This window comes from Collinsella sp. AF18-8LB (assembly GCF_003459795.1).
GTDB lineage: Bacteria > Actinomycetota > Coriobacteriia > Coriobacteriales > Coriobacteriaceae > Collinsella.
Map to the genome: position 1 here is coordinate 17470 of NZ_QRWU01000006.1, position 18559 is coordinate 36028.

The window sequence follows — 18559 nt, forward strand, 5'->3', positions numbered from 1 at the left end:
CGCCCCGAGCGGACAAGGATATAGCCTAATCTCCATATCGGACTAAAATCATGGCAGCAAACCACCTTCTCATGCGAGGACTCTATGACGGCAAGCGACACGACCGCGACAATTAAAAAGGGGAATTCGGAGCCCAGTTTCGATAAAACGGCTCAGCGCATCCTCAATCTTTTCTTTGTGCTCAACAGCTCCCCCGAACCGCTGACGACCGAGCAGATCGTCTTGGATTCTGACCTGGGATATGGCTCGGGCAACATCGACTCGGATAAGCGCAAGTTTCGGCGCGATCGTGACAAACTGCTCGAGCGTGGCATCTTAATCAAGGAGGTTCGCCCCGCCGGTGCGCAGGAGACCGAGGAAAGCTCGTGGACAATCGACCGCGAGCACACGTTTGCCGCAGGTGGCCTCATCACCGCAGGCGACGCCGACATCCTACTCAACGCCATCGACCAGACGCTAGCGGCCGGCTCTTCCACCTTTGCCGCGCCGCTTGCCGATATTCGCTCCAAAATTGCCTACCTCACCGGTGGGACGGCGGTGGACGAAGCACCGATCCGCCGCTCTCCCGCCGTCGATGCGGTATGGAGTGCCTTTGCCGAGCGTTGCGCGCTGCGCTTTTTGTACCAAAACGGACGCGGCGAGCAACGCGAGCGGACCGTTTGCGTCTACGGCATGTTCGAGCGCGAGGGCGTGGCGTACTTCTGCGGCCTCGACAATGTCACCGACGACATCAGGACATTCCGCTGCGACCGTATCGTTCGCGCTTGGCGTCCTTCGAAGGCCTACGCCATCCCTGCGGACTTCAACCTCAACGATTACTTATTCTTTGAGTTCGATTTTGCCGACCGACCGCCCGTTGCAGCTACGTTCTCGTTCGCCCCTCAGACGCAGATCGATATGATCAACGGTCTCACGCGCGGGCGCGGCGAGCTCGCACACACCGATTTGGGATGGACCTGGACCGTTGACGTGCGCGACCTTGAAGCCGCCGCTTCATTTTGCATGGCCCACGCCATGGACGGCATGAGGCCCGTGGCCCCCAAATCGCTCAAACAGGCGTGGAACCACCTCATTGAAAGGACGGTGCACGAGCATGCCCGTGCGTAAACTCACCAGCGAGCAGAGGCTCTCGCGCGCCATCGACATCATGGAGGCCCTCTACGCCGCCGGCGAGAACGGCATGACTCGAACCGAGATTTGCAGTCGCTTTAACATCACGGGGGTGTCGCTCGACGAGATTCTCGAGATCGTCTCGACACTCGCTGATCGAGAATCGGGTGCGCGCATCATCTGCGAATGCCACGGCGAGCGTGTGGTCCTCACCGGTGACGCCGGGCGTGTGTTACCGCTGCGCCTGAGTGCCGCCGAGGGCGCTGTGCTCAACCATGAACTTGAATCGTTGGGGATCGAGCCGCAGACGGCGGCTCGGATTCGATCTGCTCTTCTACCCGAAGAGCTCGGCTATAACCAGCGCGTCTTTGACACCGTCAACCGCGGGTCGCACTGGCAGCAGCTGAGCTGCGCCATTCAGGACGGCGTTCGCTGTCGTATCTCGTATCGCTCGATGGACGATGCACGGCCACGCGAGCGTCTGGTCGACCCCTTGCGCATTACGGCAAACGGCGACCAAACATACCTGATTGCCTGGGACATCGCGGTCGATGAGCAGCGCACCTATCGCATGGATAAAATCGAGGGACTCGCCCTGACGGAAGACTCCGTCGTGCCTCACGCACCGGACGTTGCATCCCTCCACGATTCCCTTGCCCGGACGCAGCGTAGCGCAAAGCTCTTGATGCCATTCGATATGGCGGAGCATCTGGACTGGGCCGGCGTCACCCTCATCGAGCGCGGCGGGGCAGACACGGCAACGCTAACCGTGCATTATGGCTCCGAGCGTTGGCTACTGAGCCAGGTAATCGCAGCGGGCGGGGCCATCCGCATCTTGGATGACCCCGCCCTGTCAGAGCGTCTGTGCGATATGGCAAAATCCCTCGTCTGTCCGCTTTAGCGGCGCCGTTCGTGGCGTGCGCGCCACAGCTGTAGATAGTGCCCGATTTGTGCCGATTCGATGCGCTGATAGGAACTCGTGGGCAGCGACGTTAAGAATTTCTTGCCGTAGCCCTTCGTCACCAGGCGCGGGTCGGCCAAGATGAGTACGCCGCAATCGGTCGATGAGCGGATAAGGCGACCGGCTGCCTGCTTGACTTCAAGCACCGCCTCGGGCAGCGAATAGCGCGCCCAAGCGCGATCTTCGCGCAGATTGCGCTCGCATGAGAGCGGGTCTGTGGGGCTCGAGAACGGCAGCTTGGGAATGATGACACAGCGCAGCGTCTCGCCGCTGGCGTCAAACCCTTCCCAAAAGGCCTTAAGCGCAAAGAGTGACGAGGTCGGTTCGTTGATAAAGCGATCGCGCAGACGGCGAGGAGATGAGTTGCGCTGCTGGCAGTTGAGTTCCAGACCCGCACGGGCCATCTTGGGCTCAACGCGGGCGTATAGGTCTTCCATGTCGCGCCGATTGGTGAACAGCGTGAGCACCGAGCCGCCCATGGCAAGATGCGCGTCGATCAGCACACGCTCGAGCGCCGTAAGATAGCTCTCACGATCGCGCGGATCGGGGATATCGCCCGCAACGACTACAGCCATGTTCGAATCGAAGTCGTAGCTCGAGTCCAAGTGCAGCGATGAGGATATCGAGGCACTGATGCGATCGAGGCCGACGGCGTGGTTAAAGTGCTCAAAGCTCTTGGAAACCGTCATGGTCGCCGATGCAAAGATAGCCGTGTGGACCTCGGGCAGCCACTCGGTTGCCAAGGCCTCGCCAATATCGATACGCTCCGCGGTCATCGACTCGCCGCCGGCACGCAGCCTGCAATTGACTTGCAACGAATACACGTAGTGCTCATCGGTACCGTCAATGATGAGCTTGAGGTTCTCGGCCAGCTCGTGCAGGCGGCGCGAGATTTCACCCAGGTCGACAACAACCTCGGGCTTGTCGGCGGCGACGGCTTGTACCAGCGCGTCGACGCTCTTGTCAGCTTGTTCCAATGCGTCGATGGCAGTGTAGGCCGACTGCAAGAAATCATGCCAGTCGTCAGATTCGCGCAGCTCGGGGCCAATCCATAGATTGGCATTGTCATAACCCCCACGGGCACGGCGGCCGAGCTCGCGAACGCCATCAAACACGTCGGCGATCGCCATGCTCGCACGCGAAACCGTCGAGGTCGCTTTGGCAGTAAGGCCCAGATAGAGCGTAGAGCCCTCGGAGGTTGCCAAATCACGGGAAACCTGGCTTAGCGCGCCGGTGCTCGAGCCGCCCAGGCGCTCAAACAGAACGCGTGATTCATCCGCCGACACCACGCGCGCCCACTGACGGCGAGCCTCGTGCTCGATGGAATGGGCCTCGTCGATTACCCAATGACGAATCGGAGGCAAAATCCTGCCTTCGGCCGCGACATTGCGGAACAGCAGGGAATGGTTGGTGACCACCACATCGGCATGCGCCGCACGACGGCGAGCGCCGTGGACCAAACATTTATCAGGGAAAAACGGGCAGAGGCGACGAACACACTCGCGCGAAGCCGTCGTAAAGTCGGGGCGGTTGACGCTGCGCCACCGAATGCCGAGCGAGTCGAGGTCGCCATCGGCTGATTGGCAGACGTACGCCATGATGACCGCGACTGCCGTAAGCGTATCGGCAGGATCACGCTTAGTCGTAATTTCGACTTGGCCGCGGCTCATGCGCTCAAGCTTGCGCAAGCATGGATAGTGGTCATAGCCCTTGAGGGCGCAAAACGATAGGCCTCCGTCCAGCTGCTCGGCAAGTTTGGGCAGCTCATGATACATGAGCTGGTCGGCGAGATTATTCGATTTAGTCGCGATACCAACCGTGATGTTGTTGCGGCGTGCTGCCTCGGCAAAAGGCACCAGATAGGCCATCGATTTGCCGACGCCTGTGCCCGCCTCAATTACACGATGAGTGCCCGTGGCCAGCGCATCGCGGACCTCGAGCGCCATCGCGATCTGCTCATCACGCGGCTCGTAGGTGGGATACATGCGATTGACTAGGCCACCCGGCGCATAGTCTGCCTCAATCTCCTCACGACTCGGCATCTTGAGGACCGGCAGTTCGTCGGCGTCCACCCGATCGTCGGCGCGGTCGGCCTTGAGAACGTCAGCACGAGCGGCGCTGAGAGAGAAGATAGAGCCAGGGTTCTGCCCCGCCAAGAATGAGAAGATAGGACGATAGGACCAAGGCACACCCGGGTGCATGTCGGCTAGGCGCGCCATGAGGCCCTGGGGCAAGTCGGTGAGCGCCACGAGCAACACGCGCCATACGCCACACAGGGCGTCGACGTCGGCATTGGCACGGTGTGATACCGAGTCACAGCCAAACAGATCGGCCATAAAAGACAGCTTGTGCGAGGCCAGGCGCGGTAGCGCGATGCGCGACAGCGCCAGCGAATCGATCCAAATATCGCTCACGTTGACGCCGCCTTTGACCGACTCGATAAACGAGCGGTCGAACGTGGCGTTATGTGCGATCACCGGGCAACCACCGACAAAATCGGCGAGAGCGGCGACGGCCTCAACGGCCGACGGGGCATCTGCCACATCGGCATTTGTAATGCTCGTGAGCTCGGTAATCTCGGTGGGAATCAGCTGCTTGGGATGCACGAAGGTATCGAAGCGGTCGATGATCTCGCGGCCCGAAAGACGGGCCGCGGAAATCTCAATTAACTCGTTGTCCTGTACCGAAAGACCCGTGGTCTCGGTATCGAGGACGATAACGTCCTCTTCGATGAGGCCAAACGATTGTGTCTTTGCGCGTTCTGCAAGCGTGGCATAGGAGTCGATGACAAACTGTGGCGTTCCAGGAGATACAGCGTCCTCGATTAGCATGCAACGCCCGCTCGACGGAGACCCATACGGATTAGGCTGTCGCACACCTGCGGGAACGTCATGTCGTCGGTATGGCGAATCTCGTCAGGATACAGTGACGTATCGGTCATGCCGGGGATGGTGTTGGTCTCGAGAATGACGGGGCCGTCCTCGCTCACGATAAAATCGCTGCGCGAGATGCCCAAGCAACCGAGTGCCCTATGGGCCGCACAGGCAAGTTCCTGGGCACGCGCATAGTTTTCGGGCGAGATATGCGCCGGAATACGATGGATGTCAGTGGGATCGACGTACTTTACGTCCAAGTCGTAGAACTCGCAGTCCTCGGGCTTACGAATCTCGACGATCGGCAGGGCGCGCACGTCGTCCTCACCGTATACGCCGACGGTGATCTCGGTACCCTCGATGCACTTCTCGATCAGCACTTTGTCGCCGTACTCAAACGCCTTGGCGATTGCCGCGGGCAGCTCGGAGGACTCATGGACCAGGGAAATGCCATAGCTGGAACCGTTGACGGCCGGCTTCACAAAGCAGCGCTCGCCACAAACCTCGACGATATGATCGGTATCGACTTCATCGCCCACCTCGAGCGCGAGGCCGGGGGCAATGGGAATGCCCGCCTTGGCGTACAGGAGCTTAGAGACCTCCTTGTCGGCACCGCAGGCGCTGGCAAGCACGCCCGAGGCCGTGTAGGGGATACCCAGGGTCTCCATGGCACCCTGCATGGCGCCATCCTCACCGCCGGCGCCGTGCATGGCGATAAATGCCACATCGAAACCGCCGGTCGCCATGGTTACCATAAAGTCATCGGCGGCGGTGTCGAGCAGCTCCACCGAGGTGTAGCCGGCTTCCTTCAGTGCCGCCACGACGTTCTTTCCCGAGTTGAGCGAGATCTCGCGCTCGGCGGAATGACCGCCCGCCAAGACCGCTACGTGCATGTTCTCTAGGCTTTTACCCGGCATGGGCAGACCCCTCCTCTATAATTTCTGCAGCTGATACCATATTGTAGCGATACACTCTACGTTTCCCCAAAATTGAAAGGCTTCCATGAATCCCAGGACTAAATCTCAGGACATTCGCGACTTGAGCCAAAACGATATTCGCGAACTCGTGGCCGAACTTGGCCAGCCCGCCTTCCGCGCAAAGCAGCTCATCGAATGGGTCTTTGAGAAGAACGTTTGTTCGTTTGACGATATGACCAACCTTCCTAAGGCTTTCCGCGAGCAGCTTAAAGGCGCTTTCGCCTTTGACACGCCGACTGAACTCACCAAGCAGGTTTCCAAAGATGGCTCTCGCAAGTATCTGCTCGAGTATCACGACGGCATTTCCGTCGAGACCGTCGGCATGCCCCGTCGTAATAAGCTTTCCGTCTGCGTTTCCACCCAGGCAGGCTGTGGCATGGGCTGCGCCTTTTGCGCTACTGGCCTCAACGGCCTCAAGCGCTCTCTGACCGCTCAAGAGATCGTCGACCAGGTACTTCATGTATCCAACGACTTTGGCGAGCGTGCCACGAGCGTTGTCTTCATGGGCCAGGGCGAGCCGTTTGCCAACTACGATGAGGTTCTCAAGGCACTGCGTATCCTCAACGACCCCGATGGCATCGGTATCGGCGCCCGTCACCTCACCGTCTCTACCAGCGGCGTTATTCCTGGTATTCGCAAATTTGCCGATATCCCCGAGCAGTTCACGCTTGCCGTTTCCCTGCACTCCGCCATCCAGTCGACGCGCAATAAACTCATGCCCGGTGTTAAGAAGTACACGCTGCTTCGCCTTCACGAGGCGCTTCAGCTCTACACCGAGAAGACTGGCCGCCGCCCGACCTATGAGTATGCCATGATTGAAGGCGTCAACGATACGAATCCCGAGATGCAGGCGCTCTGCGACTTCTGCGAGGGAACGCTGTGCCACGTTAACCTGATTCAGCTTAACGACATCGAGGGCAGCCCGCTCAAGCCGTCGCCGATTCATAAGGTTGAGGATCTTCAGCGCCGCCTTGAGTCTCGTGGCATCGAGACCACAATCCGTAATTCTCGCGGCAATGATATTGATGCCGCCTGCGGACAGCTGAAGCAGCGCTTCAAAGTTCAAAAGAACGCATAGGGGAGTCACACCCCAAAACGTTTCATGTGAAACATCGAGCAGCCCCGGTTGCAGGATATGCAACCGGGGCTGTTTCATTTATTGACCTCGATTATGAATCAGCTGCTACTGATCCCATTAAGAACAGCCAAAATATGGGGTCCTTGTCGTGTGAATCAGACAATTACCCAGCAAAAAATGCTGGGTAATTGTTAGGTACCTAATAGCCTACATTTTCCCATTGGTTGCTAACCCAACCTTGATTAATCTTGGGATTCTTCGTTACCTGAGCAGTACGCATGGCAACATCTTCAGTCATAACATCCATTTTCTTCTTGGACGTATCAACAATATCTTGCGCACCACGAAGCAAACGACCTCGGAGCTCATCGTCTGTCGCAATCTTATAGCCAGCAAAGGCACCAGCCGCAACAGTCGTCGCCAATACAATCGCAGTAAAAATCTTATTCCTCATCTTGGTCTCCTTGATCAAACTGAATCATTTCACCAAGAATACGAGAGAGCTCTTCCTCGTCTTTAAACTCAATCTCGATCTTATTCTTTCCACGTGAGCTCTTCACACGTACGTTGGTATTAAATACCTGACGAAGTACGCGGGCAGCCTTTTTAAAAGACTGAGGCGTTGCAGGCCGCGGCGTCTTAGGTGTCTCTCCGGCAGAAAACAACGGAGCAAGATTTTCTGTCGCTCTAACGGAAAGGCCCTCTGCAACAACCTTCTCAGCAAGTCGAATTCGAGCATCCTCATAGGGAACTGCAAGAATAGCACGTGCATGACCAGCTGTAAGTTTACCCTCAAAAATCATCTGCTGAACAACTTCGGGGAGATCGAGAAGGCGCAGCGAGTTTGTAATTGCAGAACGTGACTTGCTTACCGCCTTCGACAATGCCTCCTGGGTCATACCGCTGGCATCAATGAGCTGGCGATACCCCTTAGCCTCTTCGACGGGATTCAGATCAGAACGCTGAAGGTTTTCGATAAGTGCAAGAGCCAGCATCTCTTCATCATTAACATCTTTAATGATGACAGGCAACTCCTCAAGACCAGCAAGCTTTGATGCCTGGTAACGACGCTCACCTGCGATGATCTCATAGCCGTTTCCATGCTTGCGAACCAAAAGCGGCTGCAAAACACCATGTTCTTGGATTGACTCGCTCAACTCGCGAAGTTCAGTTTCGTTAAAGTGAATTCGTGGCTGATTTGGGTTGGGAACGATATCCTCAATAGGTAGTTTTGTTTCAGATGCAGCATTTGAAGCAGATGCAGCCGAACCACCGGTCTCATACTCGGCCTCTGAGACCAAAGCATTGAGTCCACGTCCCAATCCTCCACGTTTCTTTGCACTAGGCACGCTTGATCACCTCTTTTGCAAGGTTCATATATGCTTTTGCACCCTTATTTTGTGGCGCATAGGTAATTACCGGCTCTCCAAAAGACGGAGCTTCGGAGATTTTAACTGTACGAGGAATCAGTGTCTTAAACGCCTTATCACCAAAGTACGATTGAACTTCCTCAACAACCTGATTCGACAGAGAAGTACGCGAGTCATACATAGTCATAAGCACGCCATAGGTGTCTAAGCTCTTGTTCAGACGTGATTTGACCATCTTCATTGACTCAAGCAGCTTCGTAACACCCTCGAGTGCGTAATACTCGCACTGGATCGGAATCAATACGCTATCTGCTGCAGTCAAGGCGTTAATAGTAAGCAGGCCGAGCGATGGAGGACAGTCAATAAAAATGAAATCGAACTCATCCTGAATCGGCTCAAGCAAATCTTTGAGGCGTGTTTCACGAGCAATTGCGCTTACGAGCTCAATTTCAGCGCCTGCAAGCTGAATTGTAGCAGGAATTACGAATACCTTTTTGCAATTTGTATCAAGAACAAGCGATTCTGCCGGCACATCATTCAACAATGCATCGTAGATGCAGTGATCAAGGTCTTCTTTTTCAATTCCAAATCCACTGGTGCTATTTCCCTGCGGATCAAAATCAACAATCAGTGTCTTACGACCCTGCTCACCCAATGCTGCCGCAAGGTTTACAGCCGTCGTCGACTTACCAACGCCGCCTTTTTGATTGATGATTGCAATGATACGCGTGTCTTTTGCGCTCTTAGAGCGCTTAACGTCGCGAAATCCCACGGTCCCTCCTGGTGTGTATTAAAGCTGTCAAACGGAGGATGTTTCACGTGAAACATCCCGAATCGATATCAACTGCCATGTTTCACGTGAAACACTGCAAGTTGTTAATATCCATTATGTTTCACGTGAAACATCTAGGCAAGCGGATTCTTCTTTGCCATGCCATTTGCACGGGGCAATGAAACGGATGCCGGATGACTCTTTTTAAGAACAATAAACTCCCTGTGGCCCAAGCCATCAGGCAAATCGATTGCGTCATTCAGAAGCAAAGTGAAACCGCAGATCTTAGCTGCTGACATGCCGGAAGCAAGCTCCTCATCCGAAGGATTGCCCTTGGTGATAACAAATAACCCTCTATCCTTGAGATACGGAGCCGCATACTCAACAAGAATCGGTAGAGGGGCCAGTGCGCGTGCGGTTACGACAGAGAACTGCTTCTTATGGCTTCGAGCATATTCTTCAAGACGATAATGAACCGCATGAGCATGTTTCAATCCAAGAGCATGAACAAAAGAATTAACGGCATCAACCTTCTTGCCAACAGAGTCAATATAAGTAGCTTTACGATGCGTGGTTATGGTTAAAGGAATACCAGGGAAGCCAGCACCTGTTCCCATATCGAGCAAAGCCCCCTCAGGAGCCTTATTGATATAGGGGAGCAAAACTAGTGAGTCGAGGATATGAAGTATCGCAGCATCTTCTACGTTAAGGATACGGGTAAGATTCGTTGTCTTATTTGTTTCCAGAACTAAATCCAAATGCTGAATACATTTCCTCAGCTCAACATCAGTTACGCTCAAGGAATACTCATTGCAATAGGAAGTTAGACGACTCAACATCTCGTCAGCTTGCTGATCAGTAAGTACCAACAACGAAAGCTCCTTTCTGACAAAAATCAGTGTATCGAGAACTTTTGACAAAAAAAAGGGGACGTGGAAACCACGTCCCCTAAGCATAAGCTCGAGTAGATTATCGAGCAACAATCACAACATGGCGATCGGGATCAGAGCCCTCGGAATGAGTGTCAACGGCATCGTTGCCGCGAAGGGCAATGTGAACCAGTCGACGCTCATAGGCATTCATGGGCGGCAAGGAAACACTCTTATGAGTGCGAATGGCGCGCTCGGCAGCAGACTGCGCCATGGAGGCAACCTTGTCCTGACGGCGGCTCTTGTACCCCTCGACGTCCACTACAACCGGATACCTAAAGCCAAGCTTGCGGCTCACCAGCAAAGAGAACATGACCTGAAGAGCATCAAGGGTACGACCATGACGCCCAATGAGAACAGCAAGATCCGGAGCCGTTACATCCAAAATCAGCTCACCCTCGTCGCCCTCATACTCATCGATAGGAGAGTTGGCGGCATCGAAGTGCGAAAGGATGGAACGCAGGATGGAAATCGCGACATCGGCAATGGTGTCGAGCTCCTCGTCTGTCAGCTCTTCACCAGCCTTGTAGCGCTGTGCAATATCGGGATAATCGCCCGCGACCTGCGGGGCAACCTCCTCAAGCATATCCTCGATGATTTCTTCAGACATAACGTACTCCAAAAGTTAGGTACCTAAATAAGATTACTGTCCCACTACTTCTTCTTGTGCGGGCGCGGCTTCTTCTCGCGACGAGTGACCTCGACCTGCAGCGGAGCGTTCTTAAGACGCTCCTCCTCATCGGCCTTAGCCTTGTCGATAACCTTCTGCGTCACAAAGATCTGCTGGATAACCTGCCAGGCAGAGGACACATCGTAGTACAGCAGAACGCCGACGGGCAGGCTCCAGCCCATCCAAAGCATCATGACCGTCATAACAACGGCCATCATACGCATGCTCTGCGCCTGCTGGCCGGTCTGATTGCGCGACATATAGAGCTGCGGAATCAAGGTCAGGACGGCAAAGAGGATCAGGCAGATCAACGCAGGCAGTGCGACCATAAAGCCATCGGCAAAAGAGGCGCTCGGCGTGGTGGTCAAGTCGGGCAGAATATTAAAGAACGAGAACGTGCCGTCGTTAAAGTAGTCCGGCAGGTTACGCAGCAGCGTAAATAGGGCGAACAGGACAGGCATCTGGATCAACAGCGGCAGACAACCAGCCATGGGGTTGAACTTGTTCTCGCTGTAGAACTTCTGCATCTCCTCGGCCTGACGCTGGGGATCGTCGGCATAGCGCTCCTGGATCTCGAGCATCTTGGGCTGCAGCACCTGCATGCGAGCCGTCGACTTGGTCGACTTGAGCATAAGCGGCGTCAGCAGCAGACGGATGATGACCACCAGGATGATGATGGACAGGCCCCAGTCGACCGCAAAGGTCTGGATGAGCTTGAGCAGCTCGAAAAGGATGTTAACGATCCAATCCCACATGTAAGTTTTCCTCCGATAGCGAGTGCCCGCTAAGGCACAGGGTCATAACCGCCGACGTGCAGGGGATTGCAGCGAGCGATGCGCCTCACGGCAAGCCAGCAGCCTCTCAAAACACCGTACTTCTCAATCGCCTGGATGGCGTATTGCGAGCACGTTGGGTAATAAATGCAGGCGTCAGGCAATAAGGGCGAAATAACCTGTTGATATATGCGAATAGGAGCGATGGCAACACGTCGCAAAACGTGATTGCTCATCGCTCCTCCCCGGCAACGCCGGCGCGTTTCATAAGCGAACGCAATGCCTTGTCCATCTCCTGCGGCGAGGAATCCCTCGTCTTGGGAGTTGCGAACAAGATGATGTCATAACCCGCAACGGGAAATCCGCAGCTGTGGGCGGCCTCGCGCATCACACGCTTAGAACGGTTGCGCACGACTGCGCAACCGAGCCGTTTAGCACCAACGAAGGCGACCCTTCCGGAGTCGCCTTCGCCAACCGATTCACATATGGTCATTCGAATCAGAGGGTGATTGAAACGACGCCCCTGACTGAACACATGCTCGAAATCTTGCCGAGACTTAATAGTCTTCATGCGAGATGTGTGTATCGCTGCTAGACAGTGAGACGCTTGCGGCCCTTGGCGCGGCGACGGGCGAGCACGGCACGACCGCCCTTGGTGGCCATACGGGCACGGAAGCCATGGGTCTTGGCACGCTTACGCTTATTAGGCTGATACGTACGCTTCATCTTAAGTTCCTCCTGCTGCATTTCGAGTGTCCGCGGGGGCGCGGACGCAGATATAGACACGTGAGCTTGAAGATTGTAGGGAAATCAATGTTCAAATGTCAAGAAATCAAAGGTAAAAGGTTGCGCAGTTCACACGGTTCCCCCATAAGCCGAGCTCGATTTAGCGGTGCGTGGCAACTTTTCACGATATTTCATCGAGTTTTCAACAGGTCATGTTGGCAATGTTGAGAACTTTTCGTCCGTTTTCCAAAGTTTTCAACAGGTTTTGAAAGTTTGTCGAAAGATGAGAAACATTGCACGGTGAGCTACTATTTGTTCGAAACCTATTGAAAGATTGCGAGCGGCATGTCTGACGACTTTTACACCATGGTCGATTCCGGAGACCCGGCACCCGACAACGAGCACATCACCGGCGTGCGCGAAGAGCGCGACGAAGGCGAGCAGACGACCACGCAGGCGCCAAAAGCCATGTACGCCGCACGCATAGCGGTCTATGACGATATGCTGTCGACGCCGCGTGTGATCGTCATAGATCCGCAAGATGTCCGCACGTATTTGGAAGAGACAACCAACACCGTCTACCAGTGCATGAAAGAACAAGGTGGCCATATCTCGCTCATGGTCATCCGCGAGATTGTCGAAAACTTTATCCACGCCCACTTTGCCGAGCCCATCATCTCGATCCTGGACGGCGGCGACACTATCCGCTTTGCAGACCAAGGACCGGGCATCGATGACAAGGAACGCGCTTTCGACTTTGGCGTGACCAGCGCAAACAGCAACATGAAGCGATACATTCGCGGGACTGGGGCTGGGTTTCCCATGGTGCAGGAATACCTGGAAAATGCCGGCGGCGCCGTGTCCATCGAGGACAACATGGGCAGCGGCACCGTGGTTACGGTAAGTCTGGACCCCAAGCGCGTGCAGGAAATCGAGCGTGCCGGCGGACGCGGTGCTGCCGTGCGGCCCGAGACGGAGCAGCCCACATATCCCCTGCCGGGAGCTTTTGCGCAGCAGCCCATGGCAACGCAGCAGATGCCGCCACTGGGGTATGGCCAGCAGTTCCCGCAGCAGTACCAGCAGGGATATCAGCAGCCGTACCAGCAGATGCCGCAGCAGCAGTACAACCCCTGGGCCCAGCAGATGCCTCCGCAGCCTTACCAACAGTGGCCCCAAAGTTTTCAACAGCAAATGCCGCCGGTGCAGAGTTCTCAACAACCAGCAGCTCAAATGATGTATCCTAATGCAGCAAATCAGTATGCGCAGCCACAACCGGACGTGTTCGTAAGCGATCGCGGCAACGCCGCGCTGGGCTATCTGGCGCAAAATCAAGCGTGCGGCGCAACCGATCTGGCGAGGGCGTTTGGAAACTCGGCCCCCACTTGGTCACGCACGCTCAATGACTTGGCGCAGGCCGGCTTGGTCATCAAGCATGGCCAGAAATACCATCTGACCGAACTCGGCGCCGCTCGCGTGCGAGCTCAGAGCTAAAGAACGGGAGAGACAGTGGACGAGGAAGCAAGCATCATCCTGGGGGATGCCATCGCCTTTTGCCAGCGCGACGGCCAAGATGCACGCCTCATCAATATGCTGGGGCAATCGCGCGCCATAAGCCTGACCGAAGATACGCTCACGATCGAGGCGCCCTCGCGCTTTGCCATCGCGCAGCTCAAAAAGCATCAGTCGACTATTGAGGCCTATCTGGAAGAAATCGCCTTTGCACCGATTGCACTCGACATCGTGGCACCGCAAGGCGCCGCGACAGAATCCGCTGCCGCGACGGCGCCCGCCACGGCTCCCGCTACTTCCCCGGCGGCGCCGGCCTCCGCAGGCGACGCGCCGACAATCGAGCACCAGCACGGCGATGTTTCCCGTGAAACCATGGCACCGTTGCCGGCCGCGGCGGCGACGTCAACGAACGCACCCGTCACGCACATGCCCATCGCCCACGACGCAGCGGCGGGCGCGGATTCGGGCATTGCAATCAAGAACACGCTCTCGGCCGATGATTTTCGTCGCATGATGAACCAGATGAAGGGCGGAGCGCCGACTAAATCCACGCAAGCTGCGACCCCCGCTTCACCCATGCCAGCACCGACCGTGCCGGCCGAGCAGAATACGGATGGAGCCCCACTCGCCGCGAACTCAAAATTTACCTTTGAGAACTTTGTCTACGGCCCCGAGAACAGCCACGCCTATCGCTCGGCACTCAAGTTTGCCGCCCTCGCGGACGAGCGCGGCACGTGCACATCGCTGTTCATCTACGGCAAATCGGGCCTGGGCAAGACGCACCTGCTGCTTGCCATCAAAAACGAGCTCGCCGAGAAGTCGCCCGAGATCAAGGTCAAGTATGCCAACTCCCAGGCATATCTGGACGACCTGATGACCGAGTTCGACCGCCAAAAGAAGAGCAACGCCCCCATCATGCAGGCGTACCACGGCGTGGACGTGCTCATCATCGATGACATCCAAAACATCATCGGCAAGCGCGCGAGCGTGGACTACTTTTTCCAGCTCATGGACGAGTTCATCCGCAACAACAAGAAGGTCGTCATCGCGGCAGACCGCGCCCCCAAGGACCTGAGCATGGACGAGCGTCTGACCAGCCGCTTCAACGCCGGCATGCTCTGCCTGGTCGCAGAGCCCAGCTACGAGATGAAATACAAGATCTTGCAGCGCTATTACGAGAACACCATCGTCGCCGCTCCCGAGGCAGGCGACGACTCGCTGCTGGCGGCCTATGGGGGCGACGGCGGGCACCTGACCGATGAGCACTTTAAACACATGGCCGAGGTCTCGGGCACCAACATCCGCGAACTCGAGAGCTTCTGCGAGCGCTGCGCCGGCGAGGCGGGCGACCGCGAGCGCGAGGGCGGGGAGCTCACCTTTGATGATATCGACGCCATCGCCAGCCAGTACTTCGACACATCGGCCAAAAAGATCAACGTGCAAACGGTTCAGTCCGTCATCGAAGAGCAGTACGGCGTGACGCACGAGGAGCTCATCGGCCCGCGGCGCAACGCCAACATCGCCAAAGCACGCCACATTGCCATCTATCTGGCAATCGAGATGTGCGAGATGACGACCACGGCAGTGGGCGCCGAATTTGGCAACCGCAACCACTCGACCGTCAGTACAAGCTACAAAAAGGTCCAGAAGATGATCCAGGAAGACCGCACCGTCACCGAAGACCTCAAGTCGCTGCGCGATAAAATTACACTGCGCTCGTAGGGAAATAGAGACACCTGTTGAAAACTTGTCGAAACCACGGGCATAAGGTGTCTAAAACCCAACCCGCGGTGATGAAAAGTTTTGCGCAGGTTTTGAACGTGGAAAACCACCCCCGTTGCACACAGGTTGCTGTCGATTCTCTTTTTGGGTCTGACCTGCGTCTTTGGGAGTAATCAACAGTTTCGTCAGTGCTATTACTATTATTAAGATATTTATATCTATAGAAAGGTATTAAAAGATGAAGTTCACCGTCAGCCAGAGCTCGCTTACACAAGCCATCAGCGTCGTTATGAAGGGTGTCGCTTCGGCATCCACCCTTCCCATCCTGTCGGGCGTGCTCGTTAAGGCGCAAGACGGCATCTTGGAATTCCAGACCTCTAACTACACCATCTCGATCCGTCATCGCATCGCGGCGCATGTCGAAGAAGAGGGCGAGATGGTTATCCCCTGTAAGATGCTCTCCAATATCACCAAGACTCTCCCCGATGCCCCGGTCACCTTTGAGCTGTCCGAGCGCCAGGTGCTGATTGGTTGCGAGAAGAGCTCTTTCCGCCTGAACACGCTCGATGCCAATGACTTCCCCGAGTTTCCGGCCTATGCCATCGAGAGTGCCGTGGAGCTGCCGACCGATATCTTGTCCGAGATGGTCGGCCGCGTGTGGCGCGTCACCTCGACCGACAAAGCCCGCCCCATCCTGGGCGGCGTGCACATGAAGGTCGAGAACAACACCGTGCGCCTGGTGGCGACCGATTCCTTCCGCTTGGCCGTGTGCGATACGCAGGTCGAGACCTCGACCCTCGAGGGCTCCTTTGAGCTCAACGTTCCGGCGGACGCCTTTAACGACGCACTGAACATCATGGCCAGCCAGGCGACCATCATGATCGGGGCTACCGACACCCAGGTCGTCTTCGAGGCCGGCAACACCACCTACGTGTCGCGCCGCATCGAGGGCGTGTACCCCAACTACAAGCAGCTCATCCCCGATTCGTGCGTGACAAGCGTCAAGATCGACGTCGCCGCCTTTAACGCCGCTCTCAAGCGCGTGGCCGTTATCGCGAGCGCCAACCCCGCCGTCAAGTTCGAGATCGATGTCGAGAACGGGCAGATGGGCTTGTCCTCCATTTCCAATGACCAGGACCTTGCACAGGAGACGATCGATGTCGAGGCCGAGGGCGAGTCGGGCACCATCGCCTTCAACTACCACTACATCTTCGGCTGCCTCAATGCCCTGTCCAAAGAGAAGGAGATCACACTGGAGCTCAAGAGCTACTCGCAGGCGGGCATCTTCAAGTCCTACGACAAGATCAACTACCTGTACCTGGTCATGCCGGTCCGCATCTAGCGCTGCGCCATGACCATATTCGCCCGCGATCTTTCCGTCGCGCACTACCGCAGTTTCGATAGCTATCGCCTTGCCCTGGACGAAGGCGTGACGATACTTGCGGGACCCAACGCGGCGGGAAAGACCAATCTCATAGAGGCGCTGCAGCTGCTGACGAGCGGCGTCTCGTTTAGGCATCCGACCGCAGCCGAGCTCGTCCATGACGGCGTGGGCTCGTGCAAGGTCGAGCTGAGACTCGAGGGCGACGGCCGCGTGCTTGATATGGGATTGAGCGCGGAGGACGGTAAGCGCTCGTTTAGCCGAAACGGCAAGAGATGCTCTGCCGCCGGTGTGCGCGGGGTTCTGCCGAGCGTGCTGTTTTGCCCCGACCATCTGGACATGGTTAAGCGGGGCGCCAGTGTGCGCCGCTCCGCTCTCGATGACTTTGGCATGCAACTGAGCGCGCGCTATGCCGATCTTGTGAGCACCTATGGGCGCTGCGTGACCCAGCGCAACGCCTTGCTCAAGGAGACCTGGTGCTGCCGTGAGATGCTCGGCGCGTGGAACGATTCGATTGCCCGCGCGGGCTCGGCTCTGCTCGTGCACCGGTTGGCCCTGCTCGACCGGCTGGCGGGCCATGTGCACACTGCCTACGGGCAAGTGGCGTCCGGCGAGGCCGCCAACGTGACCTATGCGTCCACGCTGGGGGATTTGCCCCAGGTCGAGGATCGCGAAGAGCTGAAGGGCTGGGCGTACGAGCGCATGCTGGCTGCCCTTGATGAGCACGCCGACGAGGAAATTCGCCGCGGCGTGACGCTGGTAGGACCGCATCGCGACGAGATCGAGTTTACCGTGGCGGGTCGCTCCGCCCGTTCATTTGCCAGCCAAGGACAGCAGCGAACGTTGGTACTGTCCTGGAAGGTGGCCGAGGTGGCCGTGGCTCGCGATGTCCTGGGCACCGCCCCGCTGTTGCTTCTGGACGACGTGATGAGCGAGCTCGACGGCGAGCGCCGCGGTGCTTTCCTGCGTCTGATCGGCGATGATATCCAGACGGTCATAACCACGACCAACCTGGGGTACTTTACCGATGACCTGCTTGATCGAGCCAAGGTGGTGAGCATGGGTGAGACGTGCTAATTACGAGCGCGAGAGCGAGACGGTCGCCTTCAGTGGCTTTTTGAACGCAGAGCGCCAGCGCATCCTGGCGTCGGCGACGCCTAAGCGCCGTGCGCAGATGGAGGCTGCCGAGGAATCGCGCGCGGTCTATCGCGCGTGGAACGCGGTGTGCTCGGGCACGCGCGAGGGGCGGCATGTGACGGGGCTGCGCTACCTGCCTGAGTCCAATGAGCTGCTGGTGTATCTCGACTCGCCCTCGTGGACGCAGGAAATGACGCTGTTGCGCGAGATCATCCGCGCGCGCATGGAGCGCGCCGGTGCGCATGTGGACGGCCTGGTGTTCAAAACCACCGCACCCGGTCACACACCGCCCGTCGCCAAGGAGCGCCTGCGCCCGGCGACGACCGAGCGCCCGCCGGCCCCGCACGCCGACCTAAGTGAGGCCGAGCGCACCGAGATCAAGCGCCAAGTGGCGCCCATCGAAGACCAAAAACTGCGCGAGGCCCTCGAGAACGCCATGAGAGCCAGTGCCGAGTGGGCCAAGGGCGTGCAAAGCAAAAAAGAGCCTTAAATCGCATCTGGTGGCCTTGTAGAGCCAAATACCCTCGTTCCCGAGGGTATTTTTTTACGATAAACTAGTAAGGCTGTACAC

19 protein-coding genes are annotated in these 18559 nt (G+C 56.9%); 8 read left to right on the plus strand and 11 right to left on the minus strand.

What is annotated here, in order from left to right:
* Positions 1 to 84: 84 nt before the first annotated feature.
* Complete coding sequence (locus tag DWX25_RS06825) at positions 85 to 1107, plus strand: YafY family protein (protein WP_117763248.1); 1023 nt, start codon at positions 85 to 87, stop codon at positions 1105 to 1107.
* Complete coding sequence (locus DWX25_RS06830) at positions 1094 to 2011, plus strand: YafY family protein (protein ID WP_117763249.1); 918 nt, start codon at positions 1094 to 1096, stop codon at positions 2009 to 2011. Before DWX25_RS06825 ends, DWX25_RS06830 begins: the two co-directional genes overlap by 14 nt.
* On the opposite strand, the gene DWX25_RS06835 is transcribed toward DWX25_RS06830, so the two are convergent.
* Entirely contained in the window at positions 2008 to 4902 is a 2895-nt protein-coding gene (locus DWX25_RS06835) for a helicase C-terminal domain-containing protein (RefSeq protein ID WP_117798817.1), read from the minus strand. The genes DWX25_RS06830 and DWX25_RS06835 overlap by 4 nt on opposite strands.
* Positions 4896 to 5861 (minus strand): D-alanine--D-alanine ligase, encoded by a 966-nt coding sequence (locus tag DWX25_RS06840; protein ID WP_117798818.1) that lies wholly within the window; start codon positions 5859 to 5861, stop codon positions 4896 to 4898. The genes DWX25_RS06835 and DWX25_RS06840 overlap by 7 nt, the downstream gene beginning before the upstream one ends.
* A gap of 85 nt (positions 5862 to 5946) precedes the next feature.
* Here DWX25_RS06840 and rlmN point away from each other — a divergent pair, with 85 nt between their 5' ends.
* Positions 5947 to 6999 carry a 23S rRNA (adenine(2503)-C(2))-methyltransferase RlmN gene (gene rlmN, locus DWX25_RS06845; protein ID WP_117734822.1) on the plus strand — a complete coding sequence of 351 codons (1053 nt, stop codon included), beginning with the start codon at positions 5947 to 5949 and terminating at the stop codon, positions 6997 to 6999.
* A 199-nt stretch (positions 7000 to 7198) separates the two neighbouring features.
* Here the strand turns inward: rlmN and DWX25_RS06850 are convergent, their stop codons facing one another.
* The 9 genes from DWX25_RS06850 to rpmH all read right to left on the minus strand — a co-directional run bounded on the left by DWX25_RS06850 (position 7199) and on the right by rpmH (position 12239).
* A complete protein-coding gene (locus tag DWX25_RS06850; protein ID WP_117798819.1) occupies positions 7199 to 7453 on the minus strand; it encodes a hypothetical protein in 255 nt (84 codons plus the stop codon).
* On the minus strand, positions 7443 to 8348 hold the full coding sequence (locus tag DWX25_RS06855; RefSeq protein WP_199412330.1) for a ParB/RepB/Spo0J family partition protein: 906 nt from the start codon (positions 8346 to 8348) through the stop codon (positions 7443 to 7445). Before DWX25_RS06855 ends, DWX25_RS06850 begins: the two co-directional genes overlap by 11 nt.
* Complete coding sequence (locus tag DWX25_RS06860) at positions 8341 to 9141, minus strand: ParA family protein (protein WP_117743374.1); 801 nt, start codon at positions 9139 to 9141, stop codon at positions 8341 to 8343. The genes DWX25_RS06855 and DWX25_RS06860 overlap by 8 nt, the downstream gene beginning before the upstream one ends.
* A 134-nt stretch (positions 9142 to 9275) precedes the next feature.
* Complete coding sequence (gene rsmG, locus DWX25_RS06865) at positions 9276 to 10013, minus strand: 16S rRNA (guanine(527)-N(7))-methyltransferase RsmG (protein ID WP_233505198.1); 738 nt, start codon at positions 10011 to 10013, stop codon at positions 9276 to 9278.
* 97 nt (positions 10014 to 10110) lie between these two features.
* Complete coding sequence (locus tag DWX25_RS06870; protein WP_117743372.1) at positions 10111 to 10680, minus strand: R3H domain-containing nucleic acid-binding protein; 570 nt, start codon at positions 10678 to 10680, stop codon at positions 10111 to 10113.
* A gap of 44 nt (positions 10681 to 10724) precedes the next feature.
* The gene (locus DWX25_RS06875) at positions 10725 to 11495 is read right to left on the minus strand and encodes a YidC/Oxa1 family membrane protein insertase (protein ID WP_117734818.1); all 771 of its coding nucleotides are present in this window, start codon (positions 11493 to 11495) and stop codon (positions 10725 to 10727) included.
* 29 nt (positions 11496 to 11524) lie between these two features.
* Positions 11525 to 11749: a membrane protein insertion efficiency factor YidD gene (gene yidD, locus DWX25_RS06880; RefSeq protein ID WP_117584026.1), complete on the minus strand. Its 225-nt coding sequence runs from the start codon at positions 11747 to 11749 to the stop codon at positions 11525 to 11527.
* The gene (gene rnpA, locus DWX25_RS06885) at positions 11746 to 12084 is read right to left on the minus strand and encodes a ribonuclease P protein component (RefSeq protein WP_117763255.1); all 339 of its coding nucleotides are present in this window, start codon (positions 12082 to 12084) and stop codon (positions 11746 to 11748) included. The genes yidD and rnpA overlap by 4 nt, the downstream gene beginning before the upstream one ends.
* Before the next feature lie 20 nt (positions 12085 to 12104).
* Complete coding sequence (rpmH, locus tag DWX25_RS06890) at positions 12105 to 12239, minus strand: 50S ribosomal protein L34 (RefSeq protein ID WP_019127408.1); 135 nt, start codon at positions 12237 to 12239, stop codon at positions 12105 to 12107.
* A gap of 345 nt (positions 12240 to 12584) precedes the next feature.
* Between rpmH and DWX25_RS06895 the strand changes: the two genes are divergently transcribed.
* From DWX25_RS06895 to DWX25_RS06915, 5 genes are all read left to right on the plus strand, one after another.
* Entirely contained in the window at positions 12585 to 13730 is a 1146-nt protein-coding gene (locus DWX25_RS06895) for an ATP-binding protein (protein ID WP_117794615.1), read from the plus strand.
* A 15-nt stretch (positions 13731 to 13745) separates the two neighbouring features.
* On the plus strand, positions 13746 to 15470 hold the full coding sequence (locus DWX25_RS06900; protein ID WP_117734814.1) for a DnaA ATPase domain-containing protein: 1725 nt from the start codon (positions 13746 to 13748) through the stop codon (positions 15468 to 15470).
* Between the two features lie 238 nt (positions 15471 to 15708).
* Positions 15709 to 16812, plus strand: a complete 1104-nt coding sequence (dnaN, locus tag DWX25_RS06905) for a DNA polymerase III subunit beta (protein WP_117734813.1) — start codon at positions 15709 to 15711, stop codon at positions 16810 to 16812.
* 9 nt (positions 16813 to 16821) lie between these two features.
* Positions 16822 to 17928: a DNA replication/repair protein RecF gene (locus DWX25_RS06910; RefSeq protein WP_117734812.1), complete on the plus strand. Its 1107-nt coding sequence runs from the start codon at positions 16822 to 16824 to the stop codon at positions 17926 to 17928.
* Entirely contained in the window at positions 17915 to 18478 is a 564-nt protein-coding gene (locus tag DWX25_RS06915) for a DciA family protein (protein ID WP_117794617.1), read from the plus strand. The genes DWX25_RS06910 and DWX25_RS06915 overlap by 14 nt, the downstream gene beginning before the upstream one ends.
* Positions 18479 to 18559 lie beyond the last annotated feature (81 nt).